9 protein-coding genes are annotated in these 13,217 nt (G+C 40.8%); 5 read left to right on the forward strand and 4 right to left on the reverse strand.

Annotated features, from left to right (window positions below):
- Positions 1–41: 41 nt before the first annotated feature.
- Both ACWWFX_RS23160 and ACWWFX_RS23165 read right to left on the reverse strand, forming a co-directional pair.
- Positions 42–977: a hypothetical protein gene (locus ACWWFX_RS23160; RefSeq protein ID WP_473224871.1), complete on the reverse strand. Its 936-nt coding sequence runs from the start codon at positions 975–977 to the stop codon at positions 42–44.
- A gap of 824 nt (positions 978–1,801) precedes the next feature.
- Positions 1,802–2,911 carry a cell envelope integrity TolA C-terminal domain-containing protein gene (locus tag ACWWFX_RS23165; RefSeq protein ID WP_333496926.1) on the reverse strand — a complete coding sequence of 370 codons (1,110 nt, stop codon included), beginning with the start codon at positions 2,909–2,911 and terminating at the stop codon, positions 1,802–1,804.
- A 303-nt stretch (positions 2,912–3,214) separates the two neighbouring features.
- On the opposite strand from ACWWFX_RS23165, the gene ACWWFX_RS23170 reads away from it, so the two are divergent.
- Both ACWWFX_RS23170 and ACWWFX_RS23175 read left to right on the forward strand, forming a co-directional pair.
- Positions 3,215–3,523, forward strand: coding sequence for a hypothetical protein (locus ACWWFX_RS23170; RefSeq protein ID WP_058806046.1), 309 nt, complete (start codon positions 3,215–3,217; stop codon positions 3,521–3,523).
- A 182-nt stretch (positions 3,524–3,705) separates the two neighbouring features.
- Entirely contained in the window at positions 3,706–4,350 is a 645-nt protein-coding gene (locus ACWWFX_RS23175) for a pentapeptide repeat-containing protein (RefSeq protein WP_058806045.1), read from the forward strand.
- Positions 4,351–4,589: 239 nt separating this feature from the next.
- Here ACWWFX_RS23175 and ACWWFX_RS23180 read toward each other — a convergent pair whose 3' ends face one another.
- Together ACWWFX_RS23180 and ACWWFX_RS23185 are read right to left on the reverse strand one after the other, a co-directional pair.
- Positions 4,590–5,636, reverse strand: coding sequence for a DUF3800 domain-containing protein (locus ACWWFX_RS23180; protein ID WP_058806044.1), 1,047 nt, complete (start codon positions 5,634–5,636; stop codon positions 4,590–4,592).
- A gap of 51 nt (positions 5,637–5,687) precedes the next feature.
- Positions 5,688–7,094 (reverse strand): ISNCY family transposase, encoded by a 1,407-nt coding sequence (locus tag ACWWFX_RS23185; RefSeq protein ID WP_058806043.1) that lies wholly within the window; start codon positions 7,092–7,094, stop codon positions 5,688–5,690.
- A 344-nt stretch (positions 7,095–7,438) separates the two neighbouring features.
- Here ACWWFX_RS23185 and ACWWFX_RS23190 point away from each other — a divergent pair, with 344 nt between their 5' ends.
- From ACWWFX_RS23190 to ACWWFX_RS23200, 3 genes are read left to right on the forward strand one after another with little or no spacing between them, the layout of a single operon-like run.
- Positions 7,439–8,860, forward strand: coding sequence for a site-specific integrase (locus ACWWFX_RS23190; RefSeq protein ID WP_223438329.1), 1,422 nt, complete (start codon positions 7,439–7,441; stop codon positions 8,858–8,860).
- Positions 8,823–10,493 carry an integrase gene (locus ACWWFX_RS23195; protein WP_000169430.1) on the forward strand — a complete coding sequence of 557 codons (1,671 nt, stop codon included), beginning with the start codon at positions 8,823–8,825 and terminating at the stop codon, positions 10,491–10,493. The genes ACWWFX_RS23190 and ACWWFX_RS23195 overlap by 38 nt, the downstream gene beginning before the upstream one ends.
- Positions 10,490–13,027, forward strand: coding sequence for a hypothetical protein (locus ACWWFX_RS23200; RefSeq protein ID WP_000211440.1), 2,538 nt, complete (start codon positions 10,490–10,492; stop codon positions 13,025–13,027). Before ACWWFX_RS23195 ends, ACWWFX_RS23200 begins: the two co-directional genes overlap by 4 nt.
- Positions 13,028–13,217: the final 190 nt, after the last annotated feature.

Consider the following 13,217-nt stretch of genomic DNA (forward strand, 5'->3'; position numbering starts at 1 on the left):
CAACAATACACCCTTCATTTTGTGGATATTTTATAGCATTCTCACCAGCTTACAGCAATGCAATCTACGCAAGGATTTCTGCTTTCCCATTGAAGTTTGAGCCAGTTCAGGTAGCGAACAAAAGTCAGTGCATCACCATCAGTCATATAGGTGTTTCGTTGAATTTTGCAGGTAATCGGATAGAATGTAACCGTACCATAGGGCGTTTCTGATATTATTATCCTCATGTTTCCATTAAACGTTACCTCATAATTAATTTTGTTTTTATTAAGAATGTCTTCGGTATCAAAAATAATATCATCCCGAACTTTATTTATTGCATGATAATTCTTGCCAGATATTTTCATCGCTGAGCGTCTTAACCCGGCTTCTTTTGCATTCTCAGCTATAGTAATGAAGCAAACAGTCTCAGGGGAGTAAATTCTTCGATGAGAATAGTCTTTATCCAACTCATATTCTCCGGGATTTATTTTCCATCGGGTATAGCCATGAAGTTTTGGAAGGTCATCGCAGAAATACTGAAAGTTATGCCATCTTTCACAAACAGTCACACCTTTATATCCTTTAAAATATTGTTTCCCTTTAACTGTCATGTAGCACCTTGCCAGCATGTTATGCCATAGAATGAATGACCTTGTTCTCTGGTGACTTCTGGCATTTTCAATAGTGGAGTGTCTTCCATTTCCAATATATCCCACATCATAATAACGCGGCCTCATCAATAATGTTATTCGTTCCTCTTCTGAGGACGGAAAGGCATCATCTGAAACTGCACCCGATTTAATATGCGTACCATAAGCCTCCTTAACTATGCCACTATCCTTAAATTCCACAACATAATATCCACGCCTTGATTTGTCTTCCGAACGACCAAGAATGGAGCATTCACCATTATGCTTCGTGGTAAATACAGCGCCTGGAAACAAAGTGTTATGGCTGTAGTTCTGATGATATTTCTTATTTCGAAAGTAAGTCATCTGACATTTCCTGGGTGACGAATGAAAAGGGGAAAAAGAATCGGGTCGGGTCCTACTTTTCCCTTTACCTTCTGTCAGGCCAGCACTCCGGGTGGAGGTCAGGAATTAAATTAAAGAATCCATTCAAAAAATAAAAATTAAAAATAATACAGACAATGCAATGTGACAGGTATCGTAGCACTCTACCAGTGCCGCTCTGCGACTGTCACTGAGTGGGCGTGGCATTCATGCCTTATCATGCACCAGTGCGCTCAGAATGCGCTACAGGCACTGTAAATACGGGTCAGGGCAGGGTGTGCTGGGCCTGTCTGATGGCAGGATTCCGGCATATACGGCGCTGTTCATTTATACAGTTAAATGAAATTGGTATAAATTGTGACCAGAGGTTGCGTGGGGGCGATTATGGGCTGTTTTAGGGCTAAAGCATGGTTTTGTACTGGCTGTAGCCCTTTAATGGCTCGTGATGCGTTATATGAATCAGATTATGCTGATGTGCTGCGCCGGAATTACCCGATAGGGTGGAGAGATAAAAAAATAAATATAATATATTTACAGATTTAAATATCCGTGATAGCATCGCCGCAAGGTTTGCCGGGGTTAATGTTTTATATATACCTATTATTACTCTATTATCTTAATCGGTATTCCGTGGTTACTTAGTCTCTTACCTTAGTGTTTTAATATTAGTCCAATATTGAGCCCTCCGCAGGAGAGCCATACGGCTTGAGTTAACAAAGAATCAGAATTAAGAAATAAGAATCCCCACAAAAGTGAAGACTCCTATCAGTAATAAAAATCAGAAACTTATCTTATGAGTAGTGTTTTTAAAAACTAAAATCAATAGGTGTATTTCTAAACACTTTGTACTGACTATCATTCATTGCACTGAGCTTGATTTTTTGGGTTCTCTTTAAAACATAAGAGCATGCATCATTATCACCGGACTCTACTTTTGTTGACAACACATTACCACTTTGAGAGAACCATACTTTAATAGAGCACTTTTGTCCTGTTAAGTCAGGTGCGCCACTCCTGATTTGGCCAAATGCATTACGAATTTCCATGCTATAATTTTGTATTTCTTGCCTTTCCTTTATTTCTTTTTGTGATAAAGGTTTCGCTATTGCTGGTTTGCTTTCACTATTTGCTCTGGATTTTTCATTAACCTCTGAATCTACTTTTCCTTTGCTTGATGATAAATCACCAAGTAGGTCATCTACGCCACTTACATTTTTATGAGCAGATAATTTTGGATAGCTGGAGCCAATATTGTACGCCTGAGAATAGACATCTCTACCGATATCATTCATTCCACTCGTAATTCGTGTATCAACTGGCTGACGACGGTTACCAGCTATGATTCCTGTAAGGCACACCATTTGAAACTCGTTCTTTACCTGATTCCATTCGGCTAATGAAATCTGCACTTGAGGTGGAAGTCTTGAGGTTGAATATTCTGCTGCTTTAGCTGACATGGAATCACATATTTCATTTGGATTGAATGAAGTTGCCGCTAGCGGCACTTCCTTTTGTTCTGGTGGTTTTGGGTAGTCAAAGCCAGAGAACCCATTCAGCATAGCAAAGTGGAGTAGGCTGGCAACACCATCAGAAAATGCTATCTGTTCTTCATTCTGGCCTGGCAGGTTAGCATCTGTCCATTTTTTAGATTCCACATGCGATAGTTTTGTCGCAGCATCGAATCCCATATCGCCCATGGTTTTTCCTTTATTGCAAAATGCCGTCATGGCCTTAGTTATTTTCTTTGATTCCGCTTTATACAGACTGGACTTGGTGATGGAATCCATGCCGTACTGGCTAACCGGATGATTAGCACAATCCTTATTGATGCCAAGTGAATCGGCATTTGCCTGACGGGATAGTGGAAGCAAAGTTGCACATGACAGAACAACTGCGGTAAGTATCAATCGTTTCATTCGAATCAGGTCCTAAGAAAAATTATCAGGACGTTCGACAATCCCAGTGAAGGCCGCAAGACATTTCAATCGTTATGCGAACTAACGACTGCACCAATCTGGCTACAATCCTCGCTACTTGACGTTTGTCAAGGCTAAGTAGAGATGTCCGTGGTGGGGCAAAGTTCAAATGTCCTTTAAATGAAGTAACTGTGCATATAAGAAAAATCACCTCAACATCTTGAATTTGTCCTATGAGTCCCCATACCTGTGATGCTGTAGACATTTCAACCTTACCGAACTAACTAAGCGAGGATATAAATCGTGGATATAGTCAATCGTGCTTTAGTCCGCTCTTTGGCGGCGAGCATCGTAAAGTTAGAGCAAGAAAAGGGAAAGCAATACACACCATCTTCTGTTGTTGATGTCTGGAATACTGAATATGATTTGGTTGAAGACGAAGATTTATCAGCGTTACAGACTCAGGTGACGTTCGAGGTTGAAGCCGAACGTAATGCTACTCGATCAAGCTTTAAAGTCTCAAAATTGGGCATGGCAAACCTGAAAATTGACGAGCTATCAGGGAATCTGTCTCCTTCCCCTAGCTCGCCCGATGGTTTTAATCCTGCCTAATGGGTAATGATAAGTTGCTTTAGAAGAAAAGCGTTGCATTTACGCTTTTCTTTTTTTGCTGTTACATTTCTGTCAAGGCTAAGTTCAGATGTCCATCAACTGCTTTGCATGGTCAGTAAGAACTTCACAGTGAAAGCAATTCGTGGGAATATCATTATACTTATAAAGTGTGAGGCATAAATATGGCAAGGAATAAGAAAAACAAAAATGCTTTCAGCTACAATAATCATGATGTTGCGAATCGGAACTTTATAAATAAAAATTTTAATAAAACACACAGTTACCATTCTAATTTTTTTCAGTCAAAATTCACGAACACGTCTTTTATTGGAACTTCATTGAAATGGTGTAACTTTACTGGCAGTCTTTTTCAATCCTCTTTATTAAGAGGAGTCCTTTTCAGAGGCGGGAGCCTGCGGCATGTTGTATTTAAAGAATGTATAATAAACGCTTGTAATTTAGACCGTTGCAAAACGGAAGGCTTGATATTTGATAAGTGTTACATAGTTAGTAGCGATAATTTAATTAACCGTTTAGATCCTTCTCAAATTATTGATTCGAAAATTTACAAGTCCTTTCCAGAAGAGGAGCTATTCAACCCTATTTTGACCGATGTTATTCAAGAGTTAAGAAAAAACGATATTGTGAGGCGTTCTTCAGTTTTACATAGAAAATTGAATAAAATTGATACTATTACTCTCACGTACCTTTTAGATCGCTTCGATGAAAACTTTCTTATCGAACAGTTGCCAAATGTTTGTATGAAAATCGAACGTGAATTTCATACGATCAGCTATATTGACCAGCTTCTAAGAAAACAGGTATGATGTCGCTACCCGGTCTCACCACCCATAGAAATCCACAAACTGACGAACAGATGCCTGTCTACGGACTGATGCGGGTATAAAGCGTTTGTTTTGAATACGTTAGTGGAGGTAATGCCTATGGTATTAGATATCATGACTGTTTTGGCCTTTGTGTTTTTGGTTCTGTATAAAATAGCTTCACGAATCATTTCTATGTCTGGTGGTGCGATAAGGTTCTGATCTTCAGAACTTTCTTGTTTTTAAGGTTTACTAGAGTAGATTTCATTTTGAATAAACGTAAGATACTCCTCACTCTGACTGCCTTTCCTAAATTTTTTCTGTCCTTCAAAATCTATATCAGGTATAAAATGGATTAACTGGCTATCTTGATAAAGTGAAAGAACGGAACTTTCATTTAGCTCCTTAGAGTCCATTAATTGATAAACTGATTCAATACATGCACCTATAAGAACATCACACAACTGTACGCTTGGGCTTTCTTTCGAATCAATTTGATAGACTTTTTTAAGGTTTAGAGGGAATGAGATAGTTGCTATTTCGGAATGCTTAAACTCTCCTTCCTTATCACAATTGATCAAATAGTTAAGGCGTTCATTGTAAGTTAGTAGATTTTTAGAACGATCATGCTCAATCGCATACTCTCCAGAGGACATCATTTCTGTACGAGAAATTAATGCATTTAAAATAGTAAATGAGGCATCAGTACTAATTCCATCAGTCATGATGGCATCAATACAATCTGGGTGGTTAAATGCCAAAGGACCAAAGAACTCTTTTAACCTTTGCCAGTCAAGCTTCCTTATTTTACTTATTAGCAAATTCACTGAATCTAATTTTTTTTCTTTCATTGCATTTTGAAACTGAAGCAGAATATCATCAAAGGCAGAGCCATAATACGCTGATCCAACGTAATACACCATTGACGCCATTGAGAAGTTACCGCCATCCTCATAAAGATTAATCCCAAAATCATAATAAAATGGTTCAACAGCATAATCGATGAACATAAGAATTAGTAAAAAACGTTTATCACCTACACATGTTATACATGGGTAATTAGATAAGAGATGCTTTTGCAATTCAAATAAGGGCTTGCGGTTGGAATCTCTTCTTTTCAGTGAACTATACTTCAATTCATCAGCTTGAAGTTTGGGGAAATATTCTTTTATCAGACGACTGGCATCATCATGGTTTATTAGTATTGATGACGCGCCTTGGAATTTTTGCTCTTTGTGAAGTAAGTCATAACCCGTATAGCCACTTTCATCCATAGAAAACGTTATCATCTACCCATCTCCATTCTATATATTAACCATTGAAATGTTCGTATCAGAACATCATTTCTGGTTGCGTACACCAAAAATCTCCTCAGATCTTGTCTGAAGTTTTACAAGTGCATTGAACATATCGTCCTGATCCAAAGAACGCTGGGATTTCTTCGTCGTAGGGGCTTTGCGCCTGCGTGAAGGGCCGTCGCCGGATGGCACTGATTGTGACCGGTTATTATCCCGTTCGGCCTGCACCAGTTGTGCTATTTCCAGCGCACGGCCAAGACGTTTATTGTCCACAATAGCACCCTGATCGATTTGAGACAGTTTGTCATAGGTGGAGTAGGGAAGTGATACGCCATTAAGCCGGAGCTCCTTATGTCCGTCAGGGTAATGCCAGACATCGATGTATTTACCAATCGCCCGACGACTGAATTCGCTGTCTTCAATCAGATAAAGCACTTTGTCGTACTGCACCGTGAGTGATTTCGACACGCGGCGGGCTTCACGCCAAGTAAACACCATATCTAGATCATCATCGACATCCAGTTCCCGGTGAACATCGAACTCCTGGCGAGGCGCTTTTGAGAAACGTCGGTTGTAATCGTTCATGAACTCTTCGGCAAATGCGTTTGCAGCTTCTATGGTGCTGATGCCCTGAAGCCTGAGTTCCTTGACCAGTCTGTCCTGGAGGGTCAGATGCGCCCGCTCAACACGACCTTTTGCTGCGCTGGTTTCTGCACAGATGGTCTGAATGTTCAGTTCGTGCATCGCACGGCCAAACTGTGTATCGCCGTCGCCGCCGGTTGCATTTTTATTGTTGATCCTGAATACACTGGCTTTGTCGCTGTACAGTGCCAGCGGTTTACCATGTTTTTCGATATAACCACGGGTCGCTTCAAAATAGGTGAAAGTTGACTCAGATTTCACGAAACGAAGCTGCATTAAACGACTGGTTGCATCGTCAACGTAAACCAGTGCCGTACACTTAGGTCCCCGGTTTTCAAACCAGTGATGATCACAGCCGTCGATTTGTATGAGTTCACCGGCACAGGCACGACGGTAACGAGGCTGCTGAATTTTTGGCGCACGTTGCTTACGTGGGACCCACAGACTGGCCTGAGTCATCAGCTTACGCACAGTCTCTTTGGAAAGATGTACGCCATGAACCTCAGACAGCTTTTCACAGGCCAGCGTCGGGCCGAAATCGTTATAGCGTTCTCGAATAATATTGAGCGCGTAAGCAGCCAGCCCCTGAGGCAACTGATGGTTGCTTGCTTTACCACGGCGACGGCTGGTCATTCCAAGTGGACCAGCTTCACGATAACGCGCAAGAAGACGGCGGCACTGACGGTCGGATATCCCAAGCCGCTGAGCTGCCATCTGTGTTGTCAGACGCCGATCGATGACGTCCTGAATTATCTTGAGTCGGTTAACTTCATCCAAAGTGAAAAACTCCGCTGCGAGAGCCGTCATGGTAATCCTTACTTGATTATACACGCCGGACATCTTAACTTAGCCCAGAGCGGACATTACAACTTTGCTACTACAACGTTAGTGCGCATAATGTATATTATGTTAAATATGGTGGGTTTGCTCTTAAGTTCATGAGTCCCTCTCTTTCAGGAACTTACCGATGAATCAGTCAGTTGCCAAAGTTTAGTTGTGGACTTACGATGACTTCATAACACAAAAATTACGGGGCATCCGCTAAGTTCATGGCATATACCATCTTACATTTATCGAGGAACAACCAGAGAACTCATCTCATAGTTGATGATGTGACTACCCTACCGGTCATGTTCGCCACAATTTATGGAATGAATGAACTGAGCAAGAAAAGCCTAGGGACTCAAGAAAACATTTTGTGTTCGCTGCGTTTCTTTTACGTCTATTACTATAAGAAGCATAAACAAACATTTGACTACGATTTCTATCGGTCTGGCTACAATATCTCCTGTTTTATCAGGGAGCTTGATGGCTTCTTTACTTATCTGCTCGGGAAGCAGCACCTGAGTGACGAGACCGACATAATCTCTAACGGGTTTTTACATTCGGCACTCTCCAGAACCAACAAGTCCACCTATGGTAACCACGTCAGAAACGTTGGCCGATTCCTTAAGTATCTCAACTATAGATATATGAATCTGGCATACCAAGATATGTCACCTACTGAAGCTCACCAGATTAACCAGGCGAACCATAGAGATCTCGCTGCCAGAATTAAGGTCTTCAATAGAGTTGAAGTATCCAGGAACGAACCAGCTCACCGATACAAAAGTATCACCAGCCAGCAAAGTATCGAACTAACGAACATGTTAATCCCCTCCACTCCTGAATTTTCAGATATCGAGACCGGCGAACTATTCACGGCCGTGGTTAATCCCCAAAACCCATTCGATTCAGGATTTCAACAATACCGTAACTACCTTATTCACCGGTTAATGTTTAACTATGGCTTACGTGTTGGTGAAGTTCAATTGTTGATGAAGGATTGCGTGGGGCCAACCCTTCCAGACTCACGAGGTAACATTCGTTTCATCCTGATTGTACAAAATCTACCAGATGATGTAGTTGACCCAAGGAAACAACAACCTTCACTCAAGACTGAGCATTCACAGCGACAAATCGAACTAACCGAAGATGACTTCATTATGTTTACCATTTATATGGAGCAATATCGGTCCCCATTATTTGAAGAGAAAAAAATTGTTGACCATGAGTTTGTTTTTATTAAAGGCTCAGGTAGGTTAACTCCATTAACTTACGATGCAATTCGAACATTTTATAAGGAAAAAATTGATCCGGCATTCATTGCCCTATTCCCTCATTATCGTACGAAAAGTAATAAAAATATTAATAATATGGTTAATATAACACCACACGTTGGGCGGCATACTTGGGCTAATATCACTCTTGAGTTTATTTACAATAGTCTCCTGAGTGAATCACTAATACTGGCGCAAGACTATGGTATTCGAGCAAGGATGAATGGAGTACTTGAACCAGCTATTGAACAACTTCGTGCTTTAGGCGGCTGGTCACTGACCAGTAAAGTTCCATTAAGATATGCCAAGCGGTTTATTGAAGTGGTGAGTAACCAGAGCAACTATAAGCGTACGAAACATTCAGATATGCATTTAGCTTCCCCAGAAACAAACATTTCGCAAAGAAAAACCTCCAACTTGCTAGAAGATAATGTTTATGACGAAGACTTCACATTCAAAGATCTATTCAACTGAGAGCGGTATCACCGGGGGTGGTTTTTTTAAAACCCATCCCCTTCACTTTACAAAAGAACAGCTTGAATGGATTGAAAATATTCAGCTCCCTAAACGATTGTTTTTAATAAGTGCAACAGAATTTGATGACCGATATTTATATCTACATGATGATTGGCGTTACAGATTCTCAGGTAATAATTTGGCTATATTATTCTCTACTGGTAAATACTTTTGTGATTTATCACCAGTTTCACTCAAGCTCTTGAAATACTTAACGATCGCGTACATTAATGAGAACTCGGCAAGTGTTGCTGATAAATTTGCTCAGTTTGTCGCAACAACTTTCAAACAAATTGAGGTTATCACTCGCGAAAGCCTTATTGAAAAAATGCAAATGCTAGTTGCGAAGACTGAGCGAAATCACTCAGACAGCAGTCAGTTCTATTACACCCTCTATGCATTACGAAAACTTGATCGTAATGGATTCTTCGAAAGTAAGGATGACAGTGATGAGCTGGAAGATCTATTGCTGGAAGTGCCACGCCCTAGGAACAATAACTGGGCTCGCTACCAAAACCTAGACCTCGTTATACCAGAAGAAGTATGCCTAATGATAGAAAATGGCATTCAACGTTGGGCATCTAAGCTATGTCCAAAAATTGATGTTGAAGAAAATAAAAACATTCATCTGGAAACTGTAAGGAAAACCATTAAAATTGATACATTACGGGACTGCATTATTATTGGCATAGTTTATTACATTGGGGCCAGACCTGTACAGATCGGTAAACTTTCCGGAGGCGATTTTATCGTTGATACCGAGAATAAGTACGGGATGCGTTATTCAGTACTTGTGCCATATGCCAAAAAGTCAAAACTAACTATCGATCGAGTTCGAGTTGCAATTCCGGAAGAACTTGGAAAGTTAATCTTACTGTATAAGTACCTAGTTGGAATTGGTGATACCGACCCGATGTTTTCCATCATAGTATCTTCAATGAAGATGGTGGAAGCGTCATTAAAGAAAATGCTTTTCAGATTTTCACCACAAGAGATTCAGGAGGCAGTAAAAAACGATGATTATCAACTACCTGTATATACCGCAAGCCTCTTTCGTCACAACGTTGGTCACTCAATGGCAATGAGTGGTGCCAGTGCTCCTGAGATAGCTTATATATTGGGACAATCCTCTTATGTTGTTGCAGATCGATACATTGCAGCCACCCCTGAGCTGGCTGATATTCGTGAGGCAGCTTTGGGTCGCAACCCTGTGTTTAAGAACATGATGGCACTCATGTTGACTGGGAATTTAGTTCACAGCAGCGAATGGGAAGGTCGCAATGTTGCAGGGTCAATTGGTGGGCAACTTCATTACCATCTCGGTGGATGTAATTATGAAGAAGACATTTGCCCCTTTGCACAGGGTCGTGGATGTTACGGTTGCCTGTATTTCAAACCATTTATAGATGGAAACCACAAAAAAGTATTTCTTTCGCTGAATGATGAAATCCAAAATGTTCGTGATGTTGCCGATGATGCTGGCATTTTAAATCATCCACTTCTCAAGGAATTAGTGCGGCGGAAAGAGCATGTAAATCAGGTTATGGCTCGCATTGAAATGGCAAAGGCCGGAGGACTATTTAATCGATGACTACACAAATAACAATACGTAATAAACAGGCGGATAATCTTCTTATTTATATAGAGAAATATAAAGCAAAATTTGAAGAGCGTCTTGTTGCCTACAATGCTGTTGGACAACTGGAGTGGAATGCCGGTTCCTGGCGTTTTGGTGAGAAAGGTGTTGCATGGCTTAAAGAAACAAAAGATCGCGGCTTTAAGTGGGACGAAGTTTCTAGTCGTATTAAGGGGCTCTCACAAATGAATATTTCTTCGGAATTTCAGGATTTTATGCGAGCTTATCACATGCATCTGGTGTGTATCATTGGCGGATTACCATCAGGTTCTACACTAGACAAACCATTACAGGTCATGAAGCGCTGGTATTGGGAAATGGTAAATAAAACAGGTCAAACGCATCCAATGTATCTGACTTCCGATATTATTCATGCAGCGATGGAGCGGCATCATGAGAATTCTGACAGTCCTGATAATGTCAGTGACTATTGCGATATTGCAGTAAAGGCCATTGCTTTACTACGTCAATATGATCTTTTCTTAGTTAATATTGAAGTCAAAAATAAGTATCCTTATCGAAATGGTTCTAACAGCACTAAAGAAAGGAAGAAAGCGCAAGAAGCCACCCCTGATCAAACTGATGATGAAAGACTCATATCAATCCGTGCATTTATGTGTGTTATTGAGTTGATCGCTTTAGCTGAGAATAGTTATCAGCGTATCTTTTACAATATGTTGTTACTCACAATTATTTGCGGTTTCCGTTTCCAGGAAATAATGTTGCTGAAAATGACTTCTTTGGTTAAGCGAGAAATTACGGATAAAGATAAACGTCAGCACGCAATAGATCAAGACTGGCCTACTTACAGGTTGGGTATTGAGTATCTTGGTGCAAAAAAGGCTGGATGGCGGATCCATTGGCTGGCGCCAAGCACTTATTCTGTCGTTGAGATGATTTATAAATCTGTTCGAGAATTGACCTCTGGGTTCCGTAAAACGATTCAGGGCTTCAGAGATTCTAATTTCACTAATATGCTCCCAGGTAAGATCGCTGATTTTCCTGATGAATGGATTGAGCAAAATTATCTTGAAGACATCATGTTTAGTGGTTCTGGTGGCTCCAGGAATGATCTTGGAAAGAGTATTCGGAATTCCATTGCGAACTTTAGCGGACATAAACCTAAGGTAATACCCGTTCATAAACAGAAGAACAGCTGGTACTTCACTAAAGAACAGTTGAATGATTATGTCTATCAGCGTTACGCTCAAGCAAAAAACTTTGAGCCTGGGCACCAGTGCATAATTTCAGCCAAAAACAATGGTGACTGGGAACACTTCAATTATGAAGACCTGATGTTCATCATGCCGGAAGGTGCATTTGGAATTGGTAAAGATTTTGTTTCATTGCAACATATTTTCCCACTTGATGAAAACTCAATAGAAGCTTGGTTAGGCGGAACACAAAACCGAAAATCTATCTTTGATCACTTTAATCTTTTTGAAGATGATGGGTCCCGTGTCATTATCAAAAAGCATGTACCGAGACATAACATAAATACATTCTTGGCAATCGCTGGAGTGACGGATCATATTCAGGCCATCCTAATGGGGCGTGTTGATATCACCCAGAATAAACACTATCAGCATCAGGCCGAATCACAGTCCTATCAGACCGCTTCTCTAGCAATCAATATGCTGGAAAAGGCTTATGATGAGAACAATCAAGCTCTCACGAAGAGTTTCCAGCTATCACTCTTTACTACGCAGCAGAAGCCCTGCATTCCGGTCAACCTACCCTCCCCCAGAACTGAGGTTAGCCGCAGAATGGCAGCTCTATCACGGTCTTCCAAGACGGTAAAAAACACAGGTGTTGGAAACGTTAAATTAACAACCTCACTAATGATAAATCCTGAGCTCAATACCGAGCATAATCTGAAGCAGAACATGCAGACTTTTGGTGAAACAACTGCTGAGGTTGTGGACTATATAACTGGCACAATGTCCGATAAGTTTCTGCCTGAACTAAAACGTGCACATGACAAGTTAGTACAACAAAATTTGGCTGATAAGGCGAAATCACTGCTTCAACGCCATGCAAAACTGCATCCTCTTGGATTTGGAGCCTGTACGAGAGATGTAGCTCGCTGGGGTTGTCCTCATGCGCTTAAGTGTCAGTCTGGTCTACCTTGTGGCTACTTCACTCTTACAGGTCGTCTTGGCGAAGCGGAAGAAGCATCACGACGTTTATCAAACAAGCGAAAAGAAATCATTCAACTCCGTAAGTTGACTATAGTGAATCCAGGCTTCATGCTGGCTTTAAAAGAACAGGAAGAAGCTCTCATCGTGCTCGAGGCTCTTGAAGCTGATGCTATAAAGGTTCAAGGCGAGAAAAAACTGGTTTCCCTGTTTTCTGATGATCTGAACAACCCATTATATAAAGTTATTGAGCGAATTAATAAACAAATGCTAATTGGCAAAACCCCAAAAACCCTAGCTGATCTTTTCTTTATTGAACAGAAACGTATAGAGAGAAATAATAATGGCTAAGACCCCACGCAGTCGCAATGCAGACGATAAAGTCATTCAGGGTAAGGAACTTGATGCTTACATGGCTTTGTTGAATAAATCAGATTTCGGGTAAGTCTCCCCCGTAGCGGGTTGTGTTTTCAGGCAATACGCACGCTTTCAGGCATACCTGCTTTCGTCATTTTGTTCAGCGCTCGTACCAGGGCCATAG

This window comes from Pseudocitrobacter sp. 2023LY-00077, assembly GCF_055796175.1.

Excerpts from the sequence above, each read along its gene's own strand:
- ACWWFX_RS23175 (WP_058806045.1), top strand. The coding sequence starts at position 3,706 with ATGGCAAGGAATAAGAAAAACAAAAATGCTTTCAGCTACAATAATCAT.
- ACWWFX_RS23190 (WP_223438329.1), top strand. The coding sequence starts at position 7,439 with ATGAATGAACTGAGCAAGAAAAGCCTAGGGACTCAAGAAAACATTTTG.
- ACWWFX_RS23165 (WP_333496926.1), bottom strand. The coding sequence starts at position 2,911 with ATGAAACGATTGATACTTACCGCAGTTGTTCTGTCATGTGCAACTTTG.
- ACWWFX_RS23180 (WP_058806044.1), bottom strand. The coding sequence starts at position 5,636 with ATGATAACGTTTTCTATGGATGAAAGTGGCTATACGGGTTATGACTTA.
- ACWWFX_RS23200 (WP_000211440.1), top strand. The coding sequence starts at position 10,490 with ATGACTACACAAATAACAATACGTAATAAACAGGCGGATAATCTTCTT.
- ACWWFX_RS23195 (WP_000169430.1), top strand. The coding sequence starts at position 8,823 with ATGACGAAGACTTCACATTCAAAGATCTATTCAACTGAGAGCGGTATC.
- ACWWFX_RS23160 (WP_473224871.1), bottom strand. The coding sequence starts at position 977 with ATGACTTACTTTCGAAATAAGAAATATCATCAGAACTACAGCCATAAC.
- ACWWFX_RS23185 (WP_058806043.1), bottom strand. The coding sequence starts at position 7,094 with ATGACGGCTCTCGCAGCGGAGTTTTTCACTTTGGATGAAGTTAACCGA.